Annotated in this window: 24 protein-coding genes; 21 read left to right on the top strand and 3 right to left on the bottom strand. The window is 40.7% G+C overall.

The genetic code is table 11. The features are described 5' to 3' along the window. Positions 1 to 25: 25 nt before the first annotated feature. Positions 26 to 2,329 (top strand): DNA translocase FtsK, encoded by a 2,304-nt coding sequence (locus tag B7699_RS01020; protein WP_084926894.1) that lies wholly within the window; start codon positions 26 to 28, stop codon positions 2,327 to 2,329. Positions 2,330 to 2,373: 44 nt separating this feature from the next. Here the strand turns inward: B7699_RS01020 and B7699_RS01015 are convergent, their stop codons facing one another. Beyond that, the gene (locus tag B7699_RS01015) at positions 2,374 to 2,808 is read right to left on the bottom strand and encodes a DUF6556 family protein (RefSeq protein WP_033687159.1); all 435 of its coding nucleotides are present in this window, start codon (positions 2,806 to 2,808) and stop codon (positions 2,374 to 2,376) included. Between the two features lie 138 nt (positions 2,809 to 2,946). Between B7699_RS01015 and B7699_RS01010 the strand changes: the two genes are divergently transcribed. From B7699_RS01010 to B7699_RS00970, 9 genes are all read left to right on the top strand, one after another. Next, positions 2,947 to 4,089 carry a cysteine desulfurase family protein gene (locus B7699_RS01010; protein WP_084926893.1) on the top strand — a complete coding sequence of 381 codons (1,143 nt, stop codon included), beginning with the start codon at positions 2,947 to 2,949 and terminating at the stop codon, positions 4,087 to 4,089. 8 nt (positions 4,090 to 4,097) lie between these two features. Further along, positions 4,098 to 5,312 (top strand): tRNA uracil 4-sulfurtransferase ThiI, encoded by a 1,215-nt coding sequence (gene thiI / locus B7699_RS01005; RefSeq protein ID WP_084926892.1) that lies wholly within the window; start codon positions 4,098 to 4,100, stop codon positions 5,310 to 5,312. A 136-nt stretch (positions 5,313 to 5,448) separates the two neighbouring features. Further along, positions 5,449 to 6,273 carry an alpha/beta hydrolase gene (locus B7699_RS01000; protein WP_084926891.1) on the top strand — a complete coding sequence of 275 codons (825 nt, stop codon included), beginning with the start codon at positions 5,449 to 5,451 and terminating at the stop codon, positions 6,271 to 6,273. A 20-nt stretch (positions 6,274 to 6,293) separates the two neighbouring features. Beyond that, the gene (locus B7699_RS00995) at positions 6,294 to 7,034 is read left to right on the top strand and encodes an esterase family protein (protein WP_084926890.1); all 741 of its coding nucleotides are present in this window, start codon (positions 6,294 to 6,296) and stop codon (positions 7,032 to 7,034) included. 12 nt (positions 7,035 to 7,046) lie between these two features. Beyond that, positions 7,047 to 8,213, top strand: coding sequence for an ATP-grasp domain-containing protein (locus B7699_RS00990; protein ID WP_084926889.1), 1,167 nt, complete (start codon positions 7,047 to 7,049; stop codon positions 8,211 to 8,213). Between the two features lie 159 nt (positions 8,214 to 8,372). Further along, positions 8,373 to 9,278: an aquaglyceroporin Gla gene (gene gla, locus B7699_RS00985; RefSeq protein WP_000348095.1), complete on the top strand. Its 906-nt coding sequence runs from the start codon at positions 8,373 to 8,375 to the stop codon at positions 9,276 to 9,278. 124 nt (positions 9,279 to 9,402) lie between these two features. Continuing rightward, complete coding sequence (locus tag B7699_RS00980) at positions 9,403 to 10,128, top strand: CppA N-terminal domain-containing protein (protein WP_049546711.1); 726 nt, start codon at positions 9,403 to 9,405, stop codon at positions 10,126 to 10,128. After that, complete coding sequence (locus B7699_RS00975) at positions 10,125 to 11,060, top strand: serine hydrolase domain-containing protein (RefSeq protein ID WP_084926888.1); 936 nt, start codon at positions 10,125 to 10,127, stop codon at positions 11,058 to 11,060. Before B7699_RS00980 ends, B7699_RS00975 begins: the two co-directional genes overlap by 4 nt. 8 nt (positions 11,061 to 11,068) lie before the next feature. Next, entirely contained in the window at positions 11,069 to 11,965 is an 897-nt protein-coding gene (locus B7699_RS00970) for a DMT family transporter (protein ID WP_084926887.1), read from the top strand. A 44-nt stretch (positions 11,966 to 12,009) separates the two neighbouring features. Here the strand turns inward: B7699_RS00970 and B7699_RS00965 are convergent, their stop codons facing one another. After that, positions 12,010 to 12,708, bottom strand: a complete 699-nt coding sequence (locus tag B7699_RS00965; protein WP_000936183.1) for a GntR family transcriptional regulator — start codon at positions 12,706 to 12,708, stop codon at positions 12,010 to 12,012. A 141-nt stretch (positions 12,709 to 12,849) separates the two neighbouring features. On the opposite strand from B7699_RS00965, the gene guaA reads away from it, so the two are divergent. The 10 genes from guaA (at position 12,850) to B7699_RS00910 (ending at position 22,683) form a co-directional block, all read left to right on the top strand. Next, on the top strand, positions 12,850 to 14,412 hold the full coding sequence (guaA, locus tag B7699_RS00960) for a glutamine-hydrolyzing GMP synthase (protein WP_000065711.1): 1,563 nt from the start codon (positions 12,850 to 12,852) through the stop codon (positions 14,410 to 14,412). 241 nt (positions 14,413 to 14,653) lie between these two features. After that, positions 14,654 to 15,940: a peptidase U32 family protein gene (locus B7699_RS00955; RefSeq protein WP_084926886.1), complete on the top strand. Its 1,287-nt coding sequence runs from the start codon at positions 14,654 to 14,656 to the stop codon at positions 15,938 to 15,940. 312 nt (positions 15,941 to 16,252) lie between these two features. Continuing rightward, on the top strand, positions 16,253 to 16,453 hold the full coding sequence (locus B7699_RS00950) for a F0F1 ATP synthase subunit C (protein WP_001054560.1): 201 nt from the start codon (positions 16,253 to 16,255) through the stop codon (positions 16,451 to 16,453). Positions 16,454 to 16,486: 33 nt separating this feature from the next. After that, complete coding sequence (atpB, locus tag B7699_RS00945) at positions 16,487 to 17,197, top strand: F0F1 ATP synthase subunit A (RefSeq protein ID WP_000392870.1); 711 nt, start codon at positions 16,487 to 16,489, stop codon at positions 17,195 to 17,197. A gap of 13 nt (positions 17,198 to 17,210) precedes the next feature. Next, positions 17,211 to 17,705 carry a F0F1 ATP synthase subunit B gene (atpF, locus tag B7699_RS00940; RefSeq protein ID WP_084926885.1) on the top strand — a complete coding sequence of 165 codons (495 nt, stop codon included), beginning with the start codon at positions 17,211 to 17,213 and terminating at the stop codon, positions 17,703 to 17,705. Then, positions 17,705 to 18,241 (top strand): F0F1 ATP synthase subunit delta, encoded by a 537-nt coding sequence (locus B7699_RS00935; protein WP_084926884.1) that lies wholly within the window; start codon positions 17,705 to 17,707, stop codon positions 18,239 to 18,241. The genes atpF and B7699_RS00935 overlap by 1 nt, the downstream gene beginning before the upstream one ends. Before the next feature lie 14 nt (positions 18,242 to 18,255). Then, the gene (gene atpA, locus B7699_RS00930; RefSeq protein WP_042900828.1) at positions 18,256 to 19,761 is read left to right on the top strand and encodes a F0F1 ATP synthase subunit alpha; all 1,506 of its coding nucleotides are present in this window, start codon (positions 18,256 to 18,258) and stop codon (positions 19,759 to 19,761) included. Positions 19,762 to 19,776: 15 nt separating this feature from the next. After that, complete coding sequence (locus B7699_RS00925) at positions 19,777 to 20,655, top strand: F0F1 ATP synthase subunit gamma (protein WP_000301221.1); 879 nt, start codon at positions 19,777 to 19,779, stop codon at positions 20,653 to 20,655. Positions 20,656 to 20,846: 191 nt separating this feature from the next. After that, positions 20,847 to 22,253, top strand: a complete 1,407-nt coding sequence (gene atpD, locus B7699_RS00915) for a F0F1 ATP synthase subunit beta (RefSeq protein WP_084926883.1) — start codon at positions 20,847 to 20,849, stop codon at positions 22,251 to 22,253. Between the two features lie 10 nt (positions 22,254 to 22,263). Continuing rightward, positions 22,264 to 22,683, top strand: a complete 420-nt coding sequence (locus B7699_RS00910; protein WP_084926882.1) for a F0F1 ATP synthase subunit epsilon — start codon at positions 22,264 to 22,266, stop codon at positions 22,681 to 22,683. A gap of 33 nt (positions 22,684 to 22,716) precedes the next feature. Here B7699_RS00910 and B7699_RS00905 read toward each other — a convergent pair whose 3' ends face one another. After that, positions 22,717 to 23,739, bottom strand: a complete 1,023-nt coding sequence (locus B7699_RS00905; protein ID WP_084926881.1) for a lactonase family protein — start codon at positions 23,737 to 23,739, stop codon at positions 22,717 to 22,719. 172 nt (positions 23,740 to 23,911) lie between these two features. On the opposite strand from B7699_RS00905, the gene B7699_RS00900 reads away from it, so the two are divergent. Continuing rightward, complete coding sequence (locus B7699_RS00900) at positions 23,912 to 25,894, top strand: peptide ABC transporter substrate-binding protein (protein ID WP_084926880.1); 1,983 nt, start codon at positions 23,912 to 23,914, stop codon at positions 25,892 to 25,894. The last annotated feature ends 83 nt before the right edge of the window (positions 25,895 to 25,977 follow it).

Genomic DNA, 25,977 nt, shown 5'->3' with positions numbered 1-25,977 from the left:
CTGTGAAATATGGTATAATAGAAGAATGGCAAACAAGAATACTACAAAAACAAGACGGAGACCGTCTAAAGCAGAACTCGAAAGAAAACAGGCTATTCAGAGAATGTTGATTTCGTTGGGAATCGCGATTTTATTGATTTTCGCAGCCTTCAAATTAGGGGCTGCGGGTATAACTCTTTACAATTTAATTCGCTTGCTGGTGGGTAGCCTAGCTTATCTGGCAATATTTGGTATCCTGCTCTACCTCTTCTTTTTCAAGTGGATACGAAAACAGGAAGGACTCCTATCAGGCTTTTTAACCATATTTGCTGGTTTGCTCTTGATTTTCGAGGCTTACTTGGTTTGGAAATATGGTTTGGACAAGTCCGTTCTAAAAGGAACCATGGCTCAGGTTGTGACGGATTTAACTGGTTTTCGAACGACCAGTTTTGCTGGTGGAGGCTTGATTGGTGTTGGACTCTATGTGCCAACAGCCTTTCTCTTCTCAAATATCGGCACTTACTTTATTGGTTCTATCTTGATTTTAGCAGGCGCTCTCCTAATCAGTCCTTGGTCTGTTTACGATATTGCTGAATTCTTCAGTAGAGGATTTGCCAAATGGCGAGAAGGGCATGAGCGTCGAAAAGAGGAACGCTTTGTTAAACAAGAAGAAAAAGCTCGCCAAAAGGCTGAGGAAGAGGCTAGATTAGAACAAGAAGAGGCTGAAAAAGCCTTACTCGATTTGCCTCCTATTGATATGGAAACAGGTGAAATTCTGACAGCAGATGTTGTGCCTGACGTTCCACCTTTTCCAGAAGAAGAGTGGGTAGAACCAGAAATCATCCTGCCTCAAGCTGAACTTGAATTCCCTGAACAGGGAGATAACTCTGATGACGAAGATGTTCAGGTCGATTTTTCAGCCAAGGAGGCTCTTGAATACAAACTTCCAAGCTTACAACTCTTTGCACCGGATAAACCCAAAGACCAGTCTAAAGAGAAGAAAATCGTTCGGGAAAATATCAAAATCTTAGAAGAAACCTTTGCTAGTTTTGGTATTAAGGTAACGGTTGAACGGGCTGAAATTGGGCCGTCAGTGACCAAGTATGAAGTCAAGCCAGCAGTCGGTGTACGGGTTAACCGCATTTCCAATCTAGCAGATGACCTCGCTCTAGCCTTGGCAGCCAAGGATGTCCGGATTGAAGCACCTATCCCAGGGAAATCTTTAGTGGGAATTGAAGTACCTAACTCTGAGATTGCGACAGTTTCTTTCCGAGAACTATGGGAACAATCTCAAACGAAAGCAGAAAATCTCTTGGAAATTCCTTTAGGGAAGGCTGTTAATGGAACCGCAAGAGCTTTTGACCTTTCTAAAATGCCTCACTTGCTCGTCGCAGGTTCAACGGGTTCAGGGAAGTCAGTAGCTGTTAACGGCATTATCGCTAGCATCCTCATGAAGGCGAGACCTGACCAAGTTAAATTTATGATGGTCGATCCCAAGATGGTTGAGTTGTCTGTTTACAATGATATTCCCCACCTCTTGATTCCAGTTGTGACCAATCCACGTAAGGCTAGCAAGGCTCTGCAAAAGGTTGTGGATGAAATGGAAAATCGTTATGAACTCTTTGCCAAGGTGGGAGTTCGGAATATTGCAGGTTTTAATGCCAAGGTAGAAGAGTTCAATGCCCAGTCTGAGTACAAGCAGGTTCCGCTACCGTTCATTGTCGTGATTGTGGATGAGTTGGCTGACCTCATGATGGTTGCCAGCAAGGAAGTGGAAGATGCCATCATTCGTCTCGGACAGAAGGCGCGTGCTGCAGGTATCCACATGATTCTTGCAACCCAGCGTCCATCCGTTGATGTCATTTCTGGTCTGATCAAGGCCAATGTCCCATCTCGTGTCGCTTTCGCAGTTTCATCAGGAACAGACTCCCGTACTATTTTAGATGAAAATGGAGCTGAGAAACTGCTTGGTCGAGGAGATATGCTCTTTAAACCGATTGATGAAAATCATCCAGTTCGTCTCCAAGGATCCTTTATCTCGGATGATGATGTTGAACGCATCGTAAACTTTATCAAGGCTCAGGCAGATGCGGACTACGATGAGAGTTTTGATCCAGGTGAGGTTTCTGAAAATGAAGGTGAATTCTCAGATGGTGAAACTGGTGGAGATCCGCTTTTTGAAGAAGCCAAGGCTTTGGTAATCGAAACTCAGAAAGCTAGCGCATCTATGATTCAGCGTCGTTTGTCAGTTGGATTTAACCGTGCGACCCGTCTCATGGAAGAGCTTGAGATGGCAGGTGTCATTGGTCCAGCTGAAGGTACCAAACCAAGAAAAGTTTTACAACAATAAAAAAATAGCTTCTTTCCAAGTTTGGAAGGAGGCTATTTTAGTGATTATTGATTAGTTTTATTTTCCGAAGTTGGACTATTGGACTGTTTTTCATTTTCAGTAGCAGGTTTACTTGGAGTAGGAGCAGGAGTAGTAGAGTCCTGAGTTGCTGTTTTCTGCTCTTCTTTTTTCTCTTCCTTGACGCTAGCTTTTGGTGTTTCCTCTTGCTGTGTTTTTTCTTGAGAAGTGTTATTTTCCTTATTGGGACTAGTGTTTTCCTGAGGGGATTCCTTTTGAATTTCTTTGACAATGGTTGTCGTCTGGCTTGTCGTAGGTTCTTTTTTAGTATTTTTGTTATTATCCAAGGCGTTCATAATCGTGATACTTGCGGTAATTAAGCCAAGGATACTACCGATAGTAGCAACGGTTTTTTGAAAGACTGTAAAGCCTTTTTTGATGTGTTCTGTTTTTGGTTTTGAAGTTCTACGATAATTAGACATACATTCTCTCCTTTAATTAAAATTTATTATACCGCATTTCTTTAAAAAAATCTTAAAAAAAGAGGAATTGCCCTTTCTTGTCGCAGGCACCGTTTCATGATACAATAGAAGGAGTGATTTTAGAAAGTGTGAGAAAACATGATTTACTTTGATAATTCGGCGACGACCAAGCCCTATCCTGAAGCCCTTGAAACTTATATGCAGGTGTCTTCAAAAATTTTAGGAAATCCATCTAGTCTTCATCGTTTGGGAGACCAGGCAACACGAATCTTAGATGCTTCCCGCCAACAGATTGCAGATTTAATCGGTAAGAAAAGCGATGAAATCTTCTTTACTTCTGGTGGGACAGAAGGAGATAACTGGGTCATCAAGGGTGTGGCCTTTGAAAAAGCCCAGTTTGGAAAGCACATCATTGTATCATCCATTGAACATCCGGCAGTCAAAGAGTCAGCCCTCTGGTTAAAAAGTCAAGGATTTGAAGTGGATTTTGCTCCAGTTGATAACAAAGGATTTGTGGATGTTAAAGCGTTAGCAGATTTGATAAGACCTGATACGACCCTCGTTTCCGTCATGGCTGTGAACAATGAAATCGGTTCTGTTCAGCCCATTGAGGCTATTTCAGAACTGTTAGCAGACAAGCCGACTATTTCCTTCCACGTTGATGCGGTTCAGGCACTTGCCAAGATTCCGACTGAAAAGTATCTGACAGAACGAGTGGATTTTGCGACTTTCTCTAGTCACAAGTTTCACGGAGTTCGAGGTGTTGGATTTGTCTATATCAAGTCTGGCAAGAAGATTACGCCTCTGTTGACTGGTGGTGGTCAGGAGCGTGATTATCGTTCAACAACTGAAAATGTGGCAGGAATTGCAGCGACAGCCAAGGCTCTCCGTTTGTCTATGGAAAAGCTAGGTTTCTTTACTAGCAAGACTGGGCAGATGAAGGCAGTGATTCGCCAAGCCCTTCTGGACTATCCAGATATTTTTGTCTTTTCAGATGAGGAAGACTTTGCCCCTCATATTCTGACTTTTGGAATCAAGGGTGTTCGCGGTGAAGTCATTGTTCATGCCTTTGAAGACTATGATATTTTCATCTCAACGACCTCTGCTTGTTCATCCAAGGCAGGGAAGCCTGCAGGGACTTTGATTGCCATGAGAGTGGACAAGGATAAGGCCCAGTCAGCTGTACGTTTAAGCCTAGACCTTGAAAATGATATGAGTCAGATTGAGCAGTTTTTGACCAAGTTAAAATTGATTTACAATCAAACTAGAAAAGTAAGATAGGAGCATTCATGCAATATTCAGAAATTATGATTCGTTACGGTGAGCTGTCAACCAAGGGTAAAAACCGTATGCGTTTCATCAATAAACTTCGCAATAATATTTCAGACGTTTTGTCTATCTATCCCCAAGTTAAGGTAACAGCAGATCGCGACCGTGCCCACGCTTACCTCAATGGAGCAGATTACACAGCAGTAGCAGAATCGCTCAAACAAGTATTTGGAATTCAAAACTTTTCCCCTGTTTATAAGGTTGAAAAATCTGTAGAAGTTCTGAAGTCTACTGTCCAAGAGATTATGAAAGATATCTACAAGGAAGGCATGACCTTTAAAATCTCTAGTAAACGTAGCGACCACAACTTTGACTTGGATAGTCGTGAACTCAATCAAACACTTGGAGGAGCTGTTTTCGAAGCTATTCCAAATGTGCAAGCTCAAATGAAAAGTCCTGATATCAATCTTCAGGTGGAGATACGTGAAGAAGCAGCCTATCTTTCTTATGAAACCATTCGTGGGGCTGGTGGTTTGCCAGTTGGAACTTCAGGTAAAGGCATGCTTATGTTGTCAGGAGGGATTGACTCACCTGTAGCAGGTTATCTTGCATTGAAACGTGGAGTGGATATTGAGGCTGTTCATTTTGCCAGCCCACCATATACTAGTCCTGGTGCCCTTAAAAAAGCCCAAGATTTGACTCGTAAATTAACCAAGTTTGGGGGCAATATCCAGTTTATCGAAGTTCCTTTTACAGAGATTCAAGAGGAAATCAAGGCTAAAGCGCCAGAAGCCTATCTTATGACCTTGACGCGTCGTTTTATGATGCGTATTACGGACCGTATTCGTGAGGTACGAAATGGTTTAGTTATCATCAATGGGGAAAGTCTTGGTCAAGTAGCTAGCCAGACCTTAGAAAGCATGCAGGCTATCAATGCTGTTACCAACACTCCCATCATCCGTCCAGTTGTGACAATGGATAAGTTGGAAATCATTGACATTGCTCAGGAAATTGACACCTTTGAAATTTCTATCCAGCCTTTTGAAGACTGCTGTACGATTTTTGCGCCAGATCGTCCGAAAACAAATCCTAAGATTAAGAATGCGGAGCAGTATGAAGCTCGTATGGATGTTGAAGGATTAGTAGAGCGAGCAGTGTCTGGAATCATGATTACTGAGATTACACCGCAGGCTGAAAAAGATGAAGTCGATGACTTGATTGACAATCTTCTCTAATCAGAAAATCCAAAAGAATTTAGAAAAATAGATGAAAAAGTTAGTTTTTAATTCCAAAAGTGGAAGCAAAACTAACTTTTTTTCTATAATTGTGATATAATAAAATAAAATTTTGAATATAGAGAGTTTTCTGACAATGAATCAATCCTACTTTTATTTAAAAATGAAAGAACACAAACTCAAGGTTCCTTATACAGGTAAGGAACGCCGTGTACGTGTTCTTCTTCCTAAAGATTATGAGAAAGACACGGATCGTTCCTATCCTGTTGTTTACTTTCATGACGGGCAAAATGTTTTTTATAGTAAGGATTCTTTCATTGGCCATTCATGGAAGATTATCCCAGCTATTAAGCGTAATCCTGATATCAGTCGCATGATTGTCGTCGCCATTGACAATGATGGTATGGGGCGAATGAATGAGTATGCGGCTTGGAAGTTCCAAGAATCTCCTATCCCAGGGCAGCAGTTTGGCGGTAAGGGTGTGGAGTATGCCGAGTTTGTCATGGAGGTGGTCAAGCCTTTTATCGATGAAACTTATCGTACAAAAGCAGACCGCCAGCATACAGCCATGATTGGTTCCTCATTAGGAGGGAATATTACCCAGTTTATCGGTTTGGAATACCAAAATCAAATTGGTTGTCTAGGTGTCTTTTCATCTGCTAACTGGCTCCACCAAGAAGCTTTTAATCGCTATATCGAGCGCAAGAAACTATCGCCTGACCAGCGTATCTTTATCTATGTTGGAACTGAAGAAGCAGATGATACGGACAAGACCCTGATGGCTGGTAATATCAAACAAGCCTATATCGATTCGTCTCTTCGGTATTACCATGATTTGATAGCAGGTGGGGTACACTTAGATAATCTTGTCTTGAAAGTTCAATCTGGTGCCATCCATAGTGAAATCCCTTGGTCGGAGAATTTACCAGACTGTCTGAGATTTTTTGCAGAGAAATGGTAAGTTAGAAAAGGAGAAAGCCAATGCATATTGAAAACCTTAGCCACTGGAGTGGCAATCTTAACCGTGAAATGTACCTTAATCGTTATGGACATGCAGGGATTCCAGTTGTGGTCTTTGCTTCATCAGGTGGTAGTCACAATGAATACTATGATTTTGGCATGATTGATGCTTGTGCTTCTTTTATCGAGGAAGGCCGTGTTCAGTTCTTTACCCTATCCAGTGTAGATAGTGAGAGCTGGTTGGCCACTTGGAAAAATGGGCACGACCAAGCAGAGATGCACCGTGCCTACGAGAGCTATGTGATTGAGGAGGCCATTCCTTTTATCAAGCATAAGACAGGTTGGTTTGATGGTATGATGACGACAGGTTGCTCAATGGGCGCCTACCATGCTGTCAATTTCTTCCTCCAGCATCCAGATGTCTTTACCAAGGTGATTGCTCTTAGTGGTGTTTACGATGCACGTTTCTTTGTCGGTGATTACTACAATGACGATGCCATTTACCAAAACTCGCCAGTAGATTATATCTGGAATCAGAATGACGGCTGGTTTATTGACCGTTACCGTCAGGCAGAGATTGTGCTGTGTACGGGTCTTGGAGCCTGGGAACAAGACGGTTTACCATCCTTTTACAAGCTCAAAGAAGCCTTTGATCAGAAACAAATTCCAGCCTGGTTTGCTGAATGGGGACACGATGTCGCCCACGACTGGGAATGGTGGCGCAAACAAATGCCTTATTTCCTTGGCAATCTCTATTTATAAAAGGAGTGACCTATGAATTACCTTGTTATTTCTCCCTACTATCCGCAAAACTTTCAACAGTTTACTATTGAACTAGCTAATAAAGGCATCACAGTCTTGGGAATTGGCCAAGAACCTTACGAGCAATTGGATGAGCCCTTACGCATTAGCCTGACTGAGTATTTCCGTGTTGATAATCTTGAAAATGTAGACGAAGTCAAGCGTGCAGTTGCATTTCTTTTCTACAAGCATGGTCCTATCGATCGCATCGAGTCCCATAATGAATACTGGCTTGAGCTGGATGCAACACTCAGAGAACAATTTAATGTCTTTGGTGCCAAACCAGAGGACCTCAAAAAGACTAAATTTAAGTCTGAAATGAAGAAATTGTTCAAAAAAGCAGGTGTCCCCGTGGTACCTGGAGCTGTTATCAAGACGGAAGCAGATGTGGATCAAGCTGTGAATGAAATTGGCCTTCCAATGATTGCCAAACCTGATAACGGAGTGGGAGCGGCAGCAACCTTTAAGCTTGAGACAGAGGACGATATCAATCACTTCAAGGCTGAGTGGGACCATTCAACCGTTTATTTCTTTGAAAAATTTGTCACTTCTAGCGAAATCTGTACCTTTGACGGACTTGTGGACAAGGATGGAAAGATTGTCTTCTCAACGACTTTTGATTACGCCTATACACCTCTGGATCTTATGATTTACAAGATGGACAATTCCTACTATGTTCTTAAGGACATGGATCCTAAACTTCGCAAGTATGGTGAAGCGATTGTCAAGGAATTTGGTATGAAAGAACGGTTCTTCCATATTGAGTTCTTCCGTGAAGGGGATGATTACATCGCCATTGAGTACAATAACCGCCCTGCAGGTGGTTTCACTATTGATGTTTATAACTTTGCTCATTCCTTGGATCTTTATCGTGGCTATGCGGCTATTGTCGCAGGAGAGGAGTTCCCAGCGTCAGAGTTTGAAGCTCAGTATTGTTTGGCTACTTCTCGCCGTGCAAATGCTCACTATGTTTATTCTGAGGAGGACTTGCTTGCCAAATACAGCCATCAGTTCAAGGTTAAAAAAATCATGCCAGCGGCCTTTGCGGAACTTCAAGGGGATTACCTTTATATGTTGACAACTCCGAGTCGACAAGAAATGGAGCAGATGATTGCAGATTTCGGACAACGTCAAGAATAAGAACTCTCGGATTAAGGAAATGGATCCCCTTAATCCTTTTGTTTTAATAAGAGAAATAAAACCGCTTTCTCATACATTCTTTTAGAAAACCTGTTGCTAAAAGATATAAAAATTGATAGAATAAGGATTGTCTAAAAAATTTTAAGGAGAATCTATCAAATGGATTTCACATGGGCAATTAAATATGCCACTGAATTTTTGGCCACTGCTATTTTGATCATTCTTGGAAATGGTGCAGTTGCCAACGTTGAACTTAAAGGTACGAAAGGTCACCAAAGTGGCTGGATCGTTATCGCTGTTGGTTATGGTATGGGGGTTATGATCCCAGCCTTGATGTTTGGTAACGTATCAGGTAACCACATCAACCCAGCCTTCACTCTTGGACTTGCGATCAGCGGTCTCTTCCCTTGGGCACAAGTTGCGCCTTATATCATCGCACAAGTTTTGGGTGCTATCTTTGGTCAAGCCTTGGTTGTGGCAACACACCGCCCATATTACTTGAAAACTGAAAATCCAAACAACATTTTGGGTACTTTCTCAACCATTTCAAGTTTGGATAATGGTACAAAAGAATCACGTTTTGCAGCAACTGTTAATGGTTTTGTAAATGAGTTTGTTGGTTCATTTGTTCTTTTCTTTGCAGCCCTTGGTATGACTAAAAACTTCTTTGGTGCTGAACTAGTATCAAAAGCACAAGCTGCTATCAATGCTCAAGTTGCACAAGCAACTACTCAAGGTCAAACAATTCCTCAAGAACAAGTAACAGCAGCACTTGACCAAGCTAAAGAACAAGTAGCGCCATTTATGACTTCTGGTCTTGGAATTGCTCACTTGGCACTTGGATTCCTTGTTATGGCCTTGGTAACATCACTTGGTGGACCTACAGGGCCTGCCTTGAACCCAGCCCGTGACTTGGGACCACGTCTCCTTCATGCTTTCCTTCCAAAATCAGTTCTTGGTGAGCACAAAGGTGATTCAAAATGGTGGTATTCTTGGGTACCAGTAGTAGCACCGATTGCAGCAGCAATTGCGGCAGTAGCTATCTTCAAATTCCTTTACCTATAAGAAATTGAAACCGAGGAAATCCTCGGTTTTTTAAGTGAAATTTTTACGAAAAATCAGTAAATCTGAGCATAATTTCTTGTAAAAAATTCTAAAATCCTTTAAAATAAAAGAGTTGGAGGAATTTATGAATGTAAATCAGATTGTACGGATTATTCCTACTTTAAAAGTTAATAATAGAAAATTAAATGAAACATTTTATATAGAAACCCTTGGCATGAAGGCCTTGTTAGAAGAGTCAGCCTTTCTGTCACTAGGTGATCAAACAGGTCTAGAAAAGCTGGTTTTAGAAGAAGCTCCAAGTATGCGCACTCGTAAGGTAGAGGGAAGAAAAAAACTAGCTAGATTGATTGTCAAGGTGGAAAATCCCTTGGAAATCGAAGAACTCTTATCTAAAACAGATTCGATTCATCAATTATATAAAGGTCAAAACGGCTACGCTTTTGAAATTTACTCTCCAGAAGATGATTTGGTTTTGATTCATGCGGAAGATGATAGAGAAAGTCTAGTAGAAGTAGAAGAAAATCCTGAATTTCAAACAGATTTGGAATCAATTTCTTTAAGTAAATTTGAGATTTCTATGGAATTACATCTCCCAACTGATGTCGAAAGTTTCTTGGGAGTATCTGAAATTGGGGCATCCCTTGATTTTATCCCAGCTCAGGGTCAAGATTTGACTGTGGACAATACGGCTACTTGGGATTTATCTATGATCAAGTTCTTGGTAAATGAACTAGATATAGCAAGTCTTCGCAAGAAATTTGAGTCTACCGAATATTTTATTCCTAAGTCTGAAAAATTCTTCCTTGGTAAAGATAGAAATAATGTTGAATTGTGGTTTGAAGAAGTATGAAGTGGACCAAGATTATTAAAAAAATAGAAGAACAAATCGAGGCAGGGATTTATCCCGGAGCCTCTTTTGCGTATTTTAAGGACAATCAATGGACGGAGTTCTATTTAGGCCAGAGTGACCCAGAGCATGACTTACAGACTGAGGCAGGACTAGTTTACGACCTAGCCAGTGTCAGCAAGGTTGTTGGGGTTGGTACCGTTTTTACCTTCTTGTGGGAAAAAGGTCAATTAGATATTGACAGACCGGTAACAGATTTTTTAGCTGAGAGTGATTATCCAGACATCACTATTCGTCAGCTCTTAACTCACGCTACAGACCTTGATCCGTTTATTCCCAATCGTGATCTTTTAACAGATTCAGAATTAAAGGAAGCGATGTTTCATCTCAATAGACGAAATCAGCCAGCCTTTCTTTATTCGGATGTCCATTTTTTGCTGTTGGGTTTTATTTTGGAAAGAATCTTTAATCAAGACTTGGATGTGATTTTACAAGAACAAGTTTGGAATCCTTGGAGAATGACGGAAACCCAATTTGGACCTGTTGAGCTTGCTGTTCCAACGGTTAGAGGTGTAGAGGTAGGCATGGTACATGATCCCAAAGCTCGTCTCCTGGGCAGACATGCTGGTAGTGCTGGTTTATTTTCGACTGTAAAGGATTTACAAATCTTTTTAGAACACTATTTAGCAGATGATTTCGCAAGAGATTTGAGTCAAATTTTTTCTCCTTTGGATGACAAGGAACGTTCTTTGGCATGGAATTTGGAAGAAGATTGGCTAGACCATACGGGCTATACAGGTACCTTTATCATGTGGAATCGTCAGAAGCAAGAAGCGGCTATTTTTCTATCGAATCGTACCTATGAAAAGGATGAGAGGGCTCAATGGATTGTAGACCGCAATCAAGTGATGGACTTGATTCGCAAAGAAGAGTAAGGAGAGACATGTCAAACAGTTTAAAAGGGACTCTATTAACAGTTGTGGCTGGGATTGCTTGGGGCTTGTCAGGAACGAGTGGCCAATACCTGATGGCACACGGAATTTCGGCTCTGGTTTTGACCAACTTGCGTCTTTTAATCGCTGGTGGGATTCTCATGGTCTTGACTTATGCTACTGCAAAGGATAGAATGCTGGCCTTTTTAAATGATAGAAAGAGTTTACTGTCTCTTCTCATTTTTGCTCTAATTGGTCTCTTCCTCAATCAATTTGCCTATCTAACTGCTATTCAGGAGACCAATGCAGGAACCGCGACGGTGCTTCAGTATGTTTGTCCTGTCGGGATTTTGATTTATAGCTGTATCAAGGATAAGGTGGCACCGACACTGGGAGAGATAGTTTCCATCATATTAGCCATTGGAGGGACCTTCCTGATTGCAACTCATGGGCAGTTGGACCAGTTATCCATGACACCTGCAGGCCTGTTCTGGGGTCTCTTTTCTGCTCTGACTTACGCACTGTATATCATTTTGCCCATAGCCTTGATTAAGAAGTGGGGGAGCAGTTTGCTCATTGGTGTGGGAATGGTCATAGCAGGTTTAGTCGCCCTTCCTTTTACAGGGGTTCTACAGACTGCTATCCCAACTAGTCTTGATTTTCTCCTTGCATTTGCGGGCATTATCCTTATCGGTACTGTCTTTGCCTATACAGCCTTCTTAAAAGGAGCCAGTCTGATTGGACCGGTCAAGTCAAGCTTGTTGGCTTCTATTGAGCCAATTTCGGCAGTTTTCTTTGCCTTCCTAATTATGAATGAACAATTTTATCCTATTGATTTTCTTGGTATGGCAATGATATTGTTTGCTGTAACTCTGATTTCGTTGAAAGATTTAGTCTTAGAAAAATAAAAAGACTCTTTGTCGTCCGTGACAGAGAGTTTTTGCGTGGTAATCTAATTATTTTCAAGATAAAATTCAAAGCGTTCGCCTACATACTGACTTTTTACGTATTCAAATGCAGTACCATCTTCTAGGTAGGAAACCTGAGTCAAACCTAGAATAGCATGTCCTTTTTCAACTTCCAAATAGTGGGCAATTTTTTCCTTAGCAAGACGAGCATAAATAGTCTGCTGTGATTTACCAATACGGTAGCCGTGTTTTTGCAGAGTTTGAAAGAAATGACTGGTGATTTCTTCTTTTTTAAAGTCCTTAATGAATTTTTCAGGAATAGAAGCAACTTCATAAACTAGAGGAACTTGGTCGGCATAGCGAACCCGTTCCATTCGGATAATATTCTCCGTTGGAGAAATTCCTAGCTTGGCAACTTCCTGTTCATTGGGAATGGTTTTTCTGTAGGAAATGAGTTGGCTAGAGGGTACTTTACCTTGGGACTTAACAATTTCAGTAAAACTGGTTGTCCCTCGCATCTTTTCTTGTACACGTGTACTGGATACAAAGGTGCCACTTCCAACTCTGCGCTCTAAAACACCTTCTTCAACTAATAGAGATATAGCTTGGCGGAGGGTCATGCGACTGACCGCAAACTGCTCTGCTAAGTCTCGTTCACTGGGAAGTCTCTCACCAATTGCCCAACGATGTTCGTCAATATCCTTTTTAATCTGATCATGGATTTTCATATAAGCGGGTAGCATATTTTTCACTTCATTTCTATCTTTTCTCTATTGTACCCCAATAAACTAGAAAAAGTCAATCTTCGCCTTGTTTAGTTGGTAATTCGCCCTTATTTGTGATAGAATATTGAAAAAAGATATTTCTTTTGAGAAAGGAAAAAGATGAGCAACATTTCAACTGATTTGCAAGATGTAGAAAAAATCATCGTATTGGACTATGGTAGCCAATACAACCAGCTGATTTCACGCCGTATCCGTGAGATTGGTGTTTTTTCAGAGCTAAAAAGCCATAAAATTTCAGCTGCTGAAGTTCGTGAAATCAATCCTGTGGGAATCATCCTTTCAGGTGGTCCAAACTCTGTGTACGAAGATGGTTCATTCGATATTGACCCAGAGATCTTCGAACTGGGAATTCCTATTTTGGGAATTTGTTATGGTATGCAGTTATTGACCCATAAACTTGGAGGAAAAGTTGTTCCTGCAGGTGATGCTGGAAATCGTGAATACGGTCAATCAACCCTAACACATACACCATCAGCTCTTTTTGAATCAACACCAGACGAGCAGACTGTTTTGATGAGCCATGGTGATGCGGTCACTGAGATTCCTGCTGACTTTGTTCGTACTGGAACATCAGCTGACTGCCCTTATGCAGCCATTGAAAACCCAGATAAACACATTTACGGTATCCAATTCCACCCAGAAGTTCGTCATTCTGTATACGGAAATGATATCCTTCGTAACTTTGCCCTTAACATCTGTAAGGCTAAAGGCGACTGGTCAATGGATAACTTCATTGATATGCAGATCCAAAAAATTCGTGAAACCGTCGGTGATAAACGTGTCCTTCTTGGTCTATCAGGTGGTGTTGACTCTTCAGTTGTTGGAGTTCTTCTCCAAAAGGCTATTGGCGATCAATTGATTTGTATCTTCGTAGACCACGGTCTTCTTCGTAAAGGAGAAGCGGACCAAGTTATGGACATGCTTGGTGGTAAGTTTGGTTTGAATATCGTCAAAGCAGACGCTGCTAAACGTTTCCTTGATAAACTTGCTGGCGTTTCTGACCCTGAACAAAAACGTAAAATCATCGGTAATGAGTTTGTCTATGTATTTGATGACGAAGCAAGCAAGCTCAAAGATGTGAAATTCCTTGCTCAAGGTACCTTATATACCGACGTGATCGAGTCTGGTACGGATACAGCTCAAACTATCAAGTCACACCACAACGTGGGTGGTCTTCCAGAAGACATGCAATTTGAATTGATTGAACCACTCAATACTCTTTATAAAGATGAGGTTCGTGCTCTTGGTACAGAGCTTGGTATGCCAGACCATATCGTATGGCGCCAACCATTTCCAGGACCAGGACTTGCTATCCGTGTCATGGGTGAAATCACTGAAGAGAAACTAGAAACAGTTCGTGAGTCAGATGCTATCCTTCGTGAAGAAATTGCCAAAGCTGGTCTTGACCGCGATATCTGGCAATACTTCACAGTTAATACAGGTGTTCGTTCAGTCGGTGTTATGGGTGACGGTCGTACGTACGACTACACAATTGCAATCCGTGCAATCACTTCTATCGATGGTATGACAGCTGACTTTGCAAAAATTCCTTGGGATGTCCTTCAAAAGATTTCTGTACGTATCGTAAACGAAGTGGACCACGTTAACCGCATCGTCTATGATATTACAAGTAAACCACCTGCAACAGTTGAGTGGGAGTAGTCATTTAAGGACTAATTTATGTAGTTTAATGAGCCAGTATCATTGGATACTGGTTTTTACTTTTCTAGACTTTTTGGCTACTTGTTAAAATTGGTTTATATTCGATAGTTTAACAATTATTATACAAAGCTTAAAAGATTAGAATTGTCAAAACAATTTATCTAGGCTTGATTTTATCACTTATTTACTATAAAATGAGAAGGAAAAACGTCAAACTTTTATATTGCAAATAGGAGAAAACATGACAAAAACATTAAAACGTCCTGAGGTTTTATCACCTGCAGGAACTTTAGAGAAGCTAAAAGTAGCTGTTCAATATGGAGCAGATGCTGTCTTTATCGGTGGTCAGGCCTATGGTCTTCGTAGCCGTGCCGGAAATTTTACCTTTGACCAGATGGAAGAAGGCGTCCAGTTTGCGGCCAAGTATGGGGCTAAGGTCTATGTAGCTGCCAACATGGTTATGCACGAAGGAAATGAAAAGGGAGCTGGTGAGTGGTTCCGTAAACTGCGTGATATCGGGATTGCAGCAGTTATTGTATCTGACCCAGCCTTGATTATGATTGCAGCGACAGAAGCGCCTGGTCTTGAAATCCACCTCTCTACTCAAGCCAGTGCCACTAACTATGAAACCCTTGAGTTCTGGAAAGAATTGGGCTTGACGCGTGTCGTTTTGGCGCGTGAGGTTTCAATGCAAGAATTAGCAGAAATCCGCAAACGCACAGACGTTGAGATTGAAGCTTTTGTCCATGGAGCTATGTGTATTTCTTACTCAGGTCGTTGTACTCTTTCAAACCACATGAGTATGCGTGATGCCAACCGTGGAGGGTGTTCTCAGTCTTGCCGTTGGAAATATGATCTCTACGATATGCCATTTGGGAAAGAACGTAAGAGCTTGAAAGGTGAGATTCCTGAAGAATTTTCAATGTCAGCCGTTGATATGTCTATGATTGACCATATTCCAGATATGATTGAAAATGGAGTAGACAGTCTCAAAATCGAAGGACGTATGAAGTCTATTCACTACGTATCCACAGTAACAAACTGCTACAAGGCTGCTGTTGATGCTTATCTAGAAAGTCCTGAAAAGTTTGAAGCGATCAAACAAGACTTGATTGATGAGATGTGGAAGGTCGCCCAACGTGAATTGGCAACAGGTTTCTACTACGGTACACCATCTGAAAATGAGCAGTTGTTTGGTGCTCGTCGTAAAATTCCTGAGTACAAGTTTGTTGCTGAAGTCGTTTCTTATGATGATGCGACACAAACAGCAACCATTCGTCAACGGAATGTCATTAATGAGGGGGACCAAGTTGAGTTTTATGGCCCAGGTTTCCGTCATTTTGAAACTTATATCGAAGATTTGCACGATGCCAAAGGCAATAAAATTGACCGCGCACCAAATCCAATGGAACTATTGACTATTAAGGTTCCACAACCTGTTCAAGCAGGAGACATGGTTCGTGCATTAAAAGAAGGTCTTATCAATCTTTATAAGGAAGATGGAACCAGCGTCACAGTTCGAGCTTAAGAAGCATGAAGGAAATGAATGATTTCTGGTTGCTTTCCCTTTAAGTCGAGTCACTAAAAGAAAAAAAGTTGAAAAATATATTAAATTCCATCCGAGATTTCATCTCGGATTTTTTCATTATTTTTCAGAAAGGTCTAGATAATGGACGGATTTATTACAAATTATTTCCAAAGTTTTCTATATAATAGACTCAAAAATAGTAAAATTGTAAATAATTTTCATTAAACGCTTTCAATGTTAGTAAAAAGTTGACAAATCCAATTTTTAGGACTAAACTAAGTAAGTAAATTTTAATTAAAAGGAGAATTCGTCATGAATTTAACATTTTTCGGTCTATGTCTTGCCTGTATGGGTGTATCTCTTGGTGAAGGTATGTTGATGAACGGTTTGTTGAAATCAGTTGCTCGCCAACCAGATATCATCTCAGAACTACGTAGTTTGATGATCCTAGGGGTTGCCTTTATTGAAGGTACTTTCTTCGTTACTCTTGTCTTTTCATTTATCATCAAATAAAAGAAGTATAAATTGAAAAAGGGAGGATTTTAGATGGAAGAAAGTATTAATCCAACCATCAATATTGGTCCTGTTACCTTTAATTTAACCATAGTAGTTTTGACTTTGTTGACTGTAGCACTTATTTTTGGCTTTATTTATTGGGCAACTCGAAATATGACTTTGAGACCCACAGGAAAACAAAATGTATTAGAGTATTTATTTGATTTTGTTGTTGGATTTACAAAATCAAACCTTGGTCCAATGATAAAGGATTATTCTCTCTTTTATTTCTGTTTATTCCTATTTATGGCCATTGCAAATAATATTGGCTTAATGGCTAGAATTCAGACTACAGATGGTGTAAATCTTTGGACCTCACCAACAGCAAATTTGTCATTTGACTTGGTCTTGTCTTTTACAATTATCTTAATGACACACGTAGAAGGAATTCGTCGTCGTGGAATCAAAAAGTATTTAAAAGCATTTGTAACACCAGGTTTTATGACACCAATGAATCTCTTGGAAGAAGTTACCAATCTCCTTTCACTTGCATTGCGGGTCTTTGGTAATATCTTTGCAGGGGAAGTGATGGCAAGTATGTTAGTCCTACTTTCTCATCAGGCCTTCTATTGGTATCCTATTGCTTTTGGAACAAATCTAATCTGGACTGCATTTTCTGTTTTTATTTCTTGTGTACAGGCATATGTATTTACATTGTTATCTTCAATGTACCTAGGAAATAAAATTAATGATGAAGAATAGAAAGGAGTAGTTTATGAATGTAACAGTAGGTGAATTACTTGGTGATTTTATACTAATCGCTGGTTCCTTTATTCTCTTGCTAGTCTTGGTTAAGAAATACGCTTGGTCAAATTTGGCTAGCATTTTCGAAGAAAGAGCTGAAAAAATTGCTTCAGATATTGACAGAGCTGAAGAAGCACGTCAAAAAGCAGAAGTATTGGCTCAAAAACGCGAAGATGAATTGGCTGGTAGCCGTAAAGAAGCTAAGACAATCATTGAGAATGCGAAAGAAACAGCTGAGAAAAGTAAGGCTAGTATTTTAGCAGATGCTAAACTAGAAGCAGGACGCTTAAAAGAAAAAGCAAACCAAGAAATTGCTCAAAACAAAGCTGAAGCTTTACAAAGCGTTAAGGGTGAGGTAGCAGATTTGACAATCAGCTTGGCTGGTAAAATCATCTCACAAAACCTTGACAGTCATGCCCATAAAGAACTCATTGATCAGTATATCGATCAGCTAGGAGAAGCTTAATGGACAAGAAAACAGTAAAGGTAATTGAAAAATACAGCATGCCTTTTGTCCAATTGGTACTTGAAAAAGGAGAAGAAGACCGTATTTTTTCAGACTTGACTCAAATCAAGCAAGTTGCTGAAGAAACAGGTTTACCTTCTTTTTTAAAAAAAGTGGCAGTAGACGAGTCTGACAAGGAAAAAACGATTGCTTTCTTCCAAGACTCAGTGTCACCTCTATTGCAAAACTTGATCCAGGTTCTAGCATACAATCACAGAGCAAATCTTTTTTATGATGTGCTTGTAGATTGCTTGAACCGACTTGAAAAAGAAACAAATCGATTTGAAGTGACGATTATGTCAGCTCATCCTTTAACTGATGAACAGAAGAGTCGCTTGCTCCCTTTGATTGAGAAAAAAATGTCTCTGAAAGTAAGGAGTGTAAAAGAACAAATCGATGAAAGTCTCATTGGTGGTTTTGTCATTTTTGCCAATCACAAGACAATTGATGTGAGTATTAAACAACAACTTAAAGTTGTTAAAGAAAATTTGAAATAGAAAGTGGTGTTCTTTTGGCAATTAACGCACAAGAAATCAGCGCTTTAATTAAGCAACAAATTGAAAATTTCAAACCCAATTTTGATGTGACTGAAACAGGTGTTGTAACCTATATCGGGGATGGTATCGCGCGTGCTCACGGTCTTGAAAATGCCATGAGTGGAGAGTTGTTGATTTTTGAAAACGGCTCTTATGGTATGGCTCAAAACTTGGAGTCAACTGATGTCGGTATTATCATCCTAGGTGACTTTACAGATATCCGTGAAGGCGATACAATCCGCCGTACAGGTAAAATCATGGAAGTCCCAGTTGGTGAAAGTCTGATTGGTCGTGTTGTGGATCCCCTCGGTCGTCCAGTTGACGGTCTTGGAGAAATCCACACTGATAAAACTCGTCCAGTAGAAGCGCCAGCTCCTGGTGTTATGCAACGTAAGTCTGTATCAGAACCATTGCAAACTGGTTTGAAAGCTATTGACGCCCTTGTACCGATTGGTCGTGGTCAACGTGAGTTGATTATCGGTGACCGTCAGACAGGGAAAACAACCATTGCGATTGATACAATCTTGAACCAAAAAGGTCAAGATATGATCTGTATCTACGTAGCGATTGGACAAAAAGAATCAACAGTTCGTACTCAAGTAGAAACACTTCGTCAGTACGGTGCCTTGGACTACACAATCGTTGTGACAGCTTCTGCTTCACAACCATCTCCATTGCTCTTCCTAGCTCCTTATGCTGGGGTTGCCATGGCAGAAGAATTTATGTACCAAGGCAAGCATGTTTTGATTGTTTATGATGATCTTTCAAAACAAGCGGTAGCCTATCGTGAACTCTCTCTCTTGCTTCGTCGTCCTCCAGGTCGTGAAGCTTTCCCAGGGGATGTTTTCTACCTTCACAGTCGTTTGCTTGAACGCTCGGCTAAAGTTTCTGATGAGCTTGGTGGTGGATCAATTACAGCCCTACCATTTATCGAGACACAAGCAGGAGATATCTCTGCCTATATCGCAACCAACGTGATTTCTATCACTGATGGACAAATCTTCCTTGGTGATGGTCTCTTCAATGCGGGTATTCGTCCAGCCATCGATGCGGGTTCATCTGTCTCTCGTGTAGGTGGTTCTGCACAAATCAAAGCCATGAAGAAGGTTGCTGGTACACTTCGTATCGACCTTGCTTCATACCGTGAGTTGGAAGCCTTCACTAAGTTCGGTTCTGACTTGGATGCAGCAACACAGGCTAAGTTGAACCGTGGACGTCGTACAGTTGAAGTTTTGAAACAACCTGTTCACAAACCATTACCTGTTGAGAAACAAGTAACCATTCTCTATGCTTTGACACATGGTTTCTTGGATACTGTTCCAGTAGATGAAATTGTTCGTTTCGAGGAAGAGTTCCATGCCTTCTTTGACGCTCAACATCCAGAGATTTTGGAAACCATTCGTGATACAAAAGACTTGCCAGAAGAAGCAGTCTTGGATGCTGCGATTACAGAGTTTCTCAATCAAACCAGCTTCCAATAAGAATAGAGGTGTCAGATGGCAGTATCTCTAAATGATATTAAAACAAAAATCGCCTCAACAAAAAATACGAGTCAAATCACAAATGCCATGCAGATGGTATCGGCTGCTAAGCTAGGTCGCTCTGAAGAAGCAGCTCGTAACTTCCAAGTTTATGCTCAGAAAGTTCGCAAACTTTTGACAGATATTCTTCATGGTAATGGAGCTGGTGGTTCAACCAATCCCATGTTGATTAGTCGTCCAGTGAAGAAGACAGGCTATATCGTCATCACTTCAGACCGCGGTTTGGTTGGAGGTTATAATTCCTCTATTCTGAAAGCCGTTATGGAGTTGAAAGAAGAATACCATCCAGACGGTACAGGTTTTGAAATGATCTGTATCGGTGGAATGGGAGCTGATTTCTTTAAGGCTCGTGGTATTCAACCACTTTATGAACTACGTGGCTTGGCAGACCAACCTAGCTTTGATGAAGTTCGTAAGATCATTTCAAAAACTGTTGAAATGTACCAAAATGAACTTTTTGATGAACTCTATGTCTGCTATAACCACCATGTCAACACGCTAACCAGTCAAATGCGTGTGGAACAAATGCTTCCGATTGTTGACTTGGATCCAAATGAAGCGGATGAAGAGTACAGTTTGACTTTTGAATTGGAAACCAGCCGAGAAGAAATTCTGGAGCAGTTGTTACCTCAGTTTGCAGAAAGTATGATTTACGGTGCTATTATCGATGCCAAGACAGCTGAGAATGCTGCTGGTATGACAGCTATGCAAACAGCGACAGATAATGCTAAGAAAGTCATTAATGATTTGACAATTCAGTATAACCGTGCCAGACAGGCGGCGATTACACAAGAAATTACAGAAATCGTAGCAGGAGCTAGTGCCTTAGAATAGGCTCTAGTCCAGCTCGTATGAAAATGAACTTATACTCAATGAAAATCAAAGAGCAAACTAGGAAGCTAGCCGCAGGCTGTACTTGAGTACGGTAAGGCGACGCTGATGTGGTTTGAATTTGATTTTCGAAGAGTATTAGGACCTAGTTGAACTAGGAACCGACAGTATCTTATATAGAATAGGAGAAGGAGATGAGTTCAGGTAAAATTGCTCAGGTTATCGGTCCCGTTGTAGACGTCTTGTTTGCAGCAGGGGAAAAACTTCCTGAGATTAACAATGCACTTGTCGTCTACAAAAATGACGAAATAAAAACAAAAATCGTCCTTGAAGTAGCCTTGGAGTTGGGAGATGGTATGGTCCGTACTATCGCCATGGAATCAACAGATGGTTTGACTCGTGGAATGGAAGTATTGGACACAGGTCGTCCAATCTCTGTACCAGTAGGTAAAGAAACTTTGGGACGTGTCTTCAATGTTTTGGGAGACACCATTGACTTGGAAGCTCCTTTTACAGAAGACGCAGAGCGTCAGCCAATTCATAAGAAAGCTCCAACTTTTGATGAGTTGTCTACCTCTTCTGAAATCCTTGAAACAGGGATTAAGGTTATCGACCTTCTTGCCCCTTACCTTAAAGGTGGTAAAGTTGGACTTTTCGGTGGTGCCGGAGTTGGTAAAACCGTCTTAATCCAAGAATTGATTCACAACATTGCCCAAGAACACGGTGGTATTTCAGTATTTACCGGTGTTGGGGAACGTACTCGTGAGGGGAACGACCTTTACTGGGAAATGAAAGAATCAGGCGTTATCGAGAAAACAGCCATGGTATTTGGTCAGATGAATGAGCCACCAGGAGCACGTATGCGTGTTGCCCTTACTGGTTTGACAATCGCTGAATACTTCCGTGATGTGGAAGGCCAAGACGTGCTTCTTTTTATCGATAATATCTTCCGTTTCACTCAGGCTGGTTCAGAAGTATCTGCCCTTTTGGGTCGTATGCCATCAGCCGTTGGTTACCAACCAACACTTGCTACAGAAATGGGTCAATTGCAAGAGCGTATCACATCAACCAAGAAGGGTTCTGTAACCTCTATCCAGGCTATCTATGTGCCAGCGGATGACTATACTGACCCTGCGCCAGCAACAGCCTTCGCTCACTTGGATTCTACTACAAACTTGGAACGTAAGTTGGTACAATTGGGTATTTATCCAGCCGTTGACCCACTTGCTTCAAGCTCACGTGCTTTGGCACCTGAAATCGTTGGAGAAGAGCACTATGCAGTTGCTGCTGAAGTAAAACGAGTCCTTCAACGTTACCATGAATTGCAAGATATCATTGCTATCCTTGGTATGGATGAGCTTTCTGATGAAGAAAAGACCTTGGTTGCTCGTGCTCGCCGTATCCAGTTCTTCTTGTCGCAAAACTTCAACGTTGCGGAACAATTCACTGGTCAGCCAGGTTCTTATGTTCCAGTTGCTGAAACTGTTCGTGGCTTTAAGGAAATCCTTGATGGTAAACATGACCACTTGCCAGAAGATGCCTTCCGTGGTGTAGGTTCTATCGAAGATGTAATTGCAAAAGCTGAAAAAATGGGATTTTAAGAGGTGATCTATGGCTCAGTTAACTGTCCAGATCGTGACACCAGATGGTCTCGTCTATGATCACCATGCCAGCTATGTATCGGTTCGAACTCTGGATGGTGAGATGGGGATCTTGCCACGACATGAAAATATGATTGCGGTTTTAGCAGTTGATGAAGTAAAGGTAAAACGTATTGATGATGAAGATCACGTGAACTGGATTGCAGTAAACGGAGGCGTTATTGAAATTGCCAATGATACCATCACAATCGTTGCTGATTCTGCAGAACGTGCTCGTGATATCGATGTTAGTCGTGCAGAACGTGCCAAACTTCGAGCAGAGCGTGAAATTGAAGAAGCACAAGACAAACACTTGATTGACCAAGAACGTCGTGCTAAGATTGCTTTGCAACGTGCCATTAACCGTATTAATGTCGGAAAAAGACTATAAGAAAAAATGAACTTGAATTATCAAGTTCATTTTTTATGTTTTCTTAGGGGCAAAACTGATGCAGACCGCTTCTGGAACATGGAAGTCGTTGGAAAGTTCTGCTAGACGACCAGTTTCAGGATTGCGTTTAAAGACGGTTGCATTGTCAGAGTCTTGATGGACAGCAATGACAAATTCTTGGTCTGGTGTCAAATCAAAATCACGTGGAGTCTGACCATGTGTCGGAACGATTTCTAACAACTCTAAGCTACCGTCCGCAAGGATTGTATATACTGCGATAGAATCATGACCACGGTTAGAAGCGTAGAGGTATTTACCGTCTTTAGAGAGACGAATAGCAGCAGTTCCATTAAAACCTTCATAACCGTCTGGTAGAGTTGAAATGACCTGCATGCGTTCAAATTCGCCAACACCATCGTAGATTAAAACTTCTATAGTGTTATTGAGTTCACAAATCAGATAAGCGATTTTATAATGGTTATGGAAAATAATATGGCGTGAGCCTGCTCCTGGCTGGCTATGATAGGTATAGAGCTTAGATAATTTTCCTTCTGAATCAAGATCGTAAGTAATTACTTGGTCAGTACCCAAGTCGCAGGTCACTAGATAGTGGTCAGGTGTTAAATCTGTATAGTGAACATGTGGAGAAGCTTGATTTTCATGTGGACCTTGGCCACTGTGTTGATCAACATCACTAAGTAGAAGACAACCATCTTCCTGACGTTTATAAACAAGGACCTGTCCCTTGTGGTAGTTTGCCGCGTACACCAAATCACGCTCTTCATCAACGGCAACATAACAGTGAGGAGCTCCTTCTTCAACGACATGATTTAATAAAGTTCCGTCAGTTTGATAGGCTGCAATGCCCCCCTTATCGTCTTGACTACCAACAGTGTATAAATGTTGGTGGTGGTCAAAGGCAAGGTAGGTTGGGCTTGGCTCATCTGCAAAAAGTTCTAGATTTGAAAGTTGACCAGTTTCTGTATCAAAGTCTGCTTTGTAAATCCCTTGGGAAGTACGACGTGTATAAGTTCCAAAATAAACAGTTTCTTTCATAACTTTACCTCTATAATAAAGATATGACTATTATATCACAAAAATTGTAGTTGGAGGAATTCTATAACATAAATATTAATATAATAAAATATTAAATTAAACTTGATTTTGTATTGATTTCCTTTTGAAAAGTGCTATAATAATCCTATACAAATTGCAAAGGAGTTTGTTTATGAAAAAACGTGTTTTCCTAGCAGCAGGGGTTGCTGTACTCTCGGCAGCTGTCCTAGCAGCGTGTTCATCTGGTAATGCTAATAAAGAAGCAAATAAACCAGTTACTTATGCCTATGTATTTTCATTAGATCCTTCGACTCTGGATTATACAGTTTCTGGAAATGTCAGCACTAAACAGGTCACAGGTAACGTTATTGACGGTTTGCTTGAAAATGACCAATATGGGAATCTTGTTCCATCAGTTGCAGAAGATTGGACTGTTTCCAAAGATGGTTTGACCTATACCTATAAAATCCGTCAGGGTGTCAAATGGTATACCAATGAGGGGGAAGAGTATGGTGAAGTCAAGGCTCAAGACTTTGTAACCGGTCTGAAGCATGCGGCAGATAAGAAATCACAGTCCCTCTATTTGGTACAAGAATCAATCAAAGGATTGGATGACTATGTAAATGGGAAAACAACGGACTTTTCTACTGTTGGGGTAAAAGCAACTGACGATTATACTGTTGTTTATACTTTAAATCATCCAGAATCTTTCTGGAATTCAAAAACAACAATGGGAGTCCTTGCACCAGTCAATGAAGATTTTTTAGCTTCTAAAGGAGATGACTTTGGTAAACCAACTGATGTAACGAGCATTCTATACAATGGGCCTTATCTCCTCAAAGGTCTTACATCTAAGTCTTCTATCGAAATGACCAAAAATCAAAACTACTGGGATAAACAAAATGTCTTTATTGATGATATCAAGTTATCCTTCTTTGATGGTCAAGATGCAGACTCTCTAGGTCGCGGTTTTGATGAGGGACACTATCCAGCTGCACCACTCTTTAAAAACTCTGCTAACTATGAACGTCTAAAAGAAAAATACAAGGATAATATTGTGTATGGTCAACAGCGTGGAGGAGTTTTTTATATCTCAACCAATATCGACCGTGTAAATTACAATCACACTGCTAAAACAAGTGATGCAGAAAAATCATCTACTAAGAAAGCCTTGTTAAACAAAGATTTCCGTCAAGCCTTGGCTTTTGCGGTAGATCGTAAAGCAGGGATCTCTCAAGTATTTGGGGACGAAGTAGGACCTCGTAAGTTACGGACAAGTTTCACTCCTCCAACATTTGTTCAAGTAGGAGATCAAACATTTGGTCAAGTTACTAAGACAGAATTGGATAAATTGGATAACGTCTGGAAAGATGTTAGTCTTGATGATGCCCAAGATTCACTTCATAATGTAGACAAGGCTAAGGCTAAGTTTGAATCTGCTAAGAAAACTCTTCAAGCTGATGGAGTACAGTTCCCAATTCATTTAGATTTGCCAATTTCTTCATCAAATCCAGATTTTATTCGTCAGGTTCAGTCTTATAAACAATCCATTGAGGAAGCCTTAGGCTCTGAAAATGTAGTTGTTGATATTCAACAAGTTTCTGATGACGAATTGGGAAGTATGACTACTCTAGCTACTTCCAATGCAAATACTGACTGGGATATTAATGCAGTCAGTGGTTGGACTCCAGACTTTGCAGATCCATCGACTTATCTAGATGTATTTGATCCAACTTCAGGTCCAAGTCTCCTAAGTGCTCTTGGTGTGGCACCAGGAACAGACAATCCAGTTATTAAAACAGTTGGATTGGATAAATACAAAGAACTGATTGATGATGCAAGTAGTGAGAAAACAGACCTTCAAAAACGTTATTCCAAATATGCTAAGGCCCAAGCTTGGTTGTCAGATAGTGCACTTGTTACTCCAGTATACTCTGATGGTGCTCAAATGCTAGTTACGAAAATGGTTCCTGGCAGTGGTGCCGGTGGCTGGGTAGGTGACAAGACTAGTGAAAATAGCTACAAGTATCTGAAAATCCAAGATAAGATTGTCACTACTAAAGAAATGGATGAGTTCCGTAAGAAATTTGCTGATGAAAAAGCCAAATCCAACGCTGATTATCAAAAGAACTTAGACCGTCATATTCAAGACTAATCGAATCTCCTCTTTCGAGGAGATTTTTTATGTAGTGGTCTTCATGTAAGCACTTTAAAAAAGAGTTATTTTGTTTCAAAAAT

It is taken from the genome of Streptococcus mitis (assembly GCF_002096835.1).
GTDB classification, from domain to species: Bacteria; Bacillota; Bacilli; order Lactobacillales; family Streptococcaceae; genus Streptococcus; species Streptococcus mitis_W.
This window is presented reverse-complemented; position numbering and strand designations above follow the sequence as displayed.

Excerpts from the sequence above, each read along its gene's own strand:
- B7699_RS01020 (WP_084926894.1), top strand. The coding sequence starts at position 26 with ATGGCAAACAAGAATACTACAAAAACAAGACGGAGACCGTCTAAAGCA.
- B7699_RS01015 (WP_033687159.1), bottom strand. The coding sequence starts at position 2,808 with ATGTCTAATTATCGTAGAACTTCAAAACCAAAAACAGAACACATCAAA.
- B7699_RS01010 (WP_084926893.1), top strand. The coding sequence starts at position 2,947 with ATGATTTACTTTGATAATTCGGCGACGACCAAGCCCTATCCTGAAGCC.
- thiI (WP_084926892.1), top strand. The coding sequence starts at position 4,098 with ATGCAATATTCAGAAATTATGATTCGTTACGGTGAGCTGTCAACCAAG.
- B7699_RS01000 (WP_084926891.1), top strand. The coding sequence starts at position 5,449 with ATGAATCAATCCTACTTTTATTTAAAAATGAAAGAACACAAACTCAAG.
- B7699_RS00995 (WP_084926890.1), top strand. The coding sequence starts at position 6,294 with ATGCATATTGAAAACCTTAGCCACTGGAGTGGCAATCTTAACCGTGAA.
- B7699_RS00990 (WP_084926889.1), top strand. The coding sequence starts at position 7,047 with ATGAATTACCTTGTTATTTCTCCCTACTATCCGCAAAACTTTCAACAG.
- gla (WP_000348095.1), top strand. The coding sequence starts at position 8,373 with ATGGATTTCACATGGGCAATTAAATATGCCACTGAATTTTTGGCCACT.
- B7699_RS00980 (WP_049546711.1), top strand. The coding sequence starts at position 9,403 with ATGAATGTAAATCAGATTGTACGGATTATTCCTACTTTAAAAGTTAAT.
- B7699_RS00975 (WP_084926888.1), top strand. The coding sequence starts at position 10,125 with ATGAAGTGGACCAAGATTATTAAAAAAATAGAAGAACAAATCGAGGCA.
- B7699_RS00970 (WP_084926887.1), top strand. The coding sequence starts at position 11,069 with ATGTCAAACAGTTTAAAAGGGACTCTATTAACAGTTGTGGCTGGGATT.
- B7699_RS00965 (WP_000936183.1), bottom strand. The coding sequence starts at position 12,708 with ATGCTACCCGCTTATATGAAAATCCATGATCAGATTAAAAAGGATATT.
- guaA (WP_000065711.1), top strand. The coding sequence starts at position 12,850 with ATGAGCAACATTTCAACTGATTTGCAAGATGTAGAAAAAATCATCGTA.
- B7699_RS00955 (WP_084926886.1), top strand. The coding sequence starts at position 14,654 with ATGACAAAAACATTAAAACGTCCTGAGGTTTTATCACCTGCAGGAACT.
- B7699_RS00950 (WP_001054560.1), top strand. The coding sequence starts at position 16,253 with ATGAATTTAACATTTTTCGGTCTATGTCTTGCCTGTATGGGTGTATCT.
- atpB (WP_000392870.1), top strand. The coding sequence starts at position 16,487 with ATGGAAGAAAGTATTAATCCAACCATCAATATTGGTCCTGTTACCTTT.
- atpF (WP_084926885.1), top strand. The coding sequence starts at position 17,211 with ATGAATGTAACAGTAGGTGAATTACTTGGTGATTTTATACTAATCGCT.
- B7699_RS00935 (WP_084926884.1), top strand. The coding sequence starts at position 17,705 with ATGGACAAGAAAACAGTAAAGGTAATTGAAAAATACAGCATGCCTTTT.
- B7699_RS00925 (WP_000301221.1), top strand. The coding sequence starts at position 19,777 with ATGGCAGTATCTCTAAATGATATTAAAACAAAAATCGCCTCAACAAAA.
- atpD (WP_084926883.1), top strand. The coding sequence starts at position 20,847 with ATGAGTTCAGGTAAAATTGCTCAGGTTATCGGTCCCGTTGTAGACGTC.
- B7699_RS00910 (WP_084926882.1), top strand. The coding sequence starts at position 22,264 with ATGGCTCAGTTAACTGTCCAGATCGTGACACCAGATGGTCTCGTCTAT.
- B7699_RS00905 (WP_084926881.1), bottom strand. The coding sequence starts at position 23,739 with ATGAAAGAAACTGTTTATTTTGGAACTTATACACGTCGTACTTCCCAA.
- B7699_RS00900 (WP_084926880.1), top strand. The coding sequence starts at position 23,912 with ATGAAAAAACGTGTTTTCCTAGCAGCAGGGGTTGCTGTACTCTCGGCA.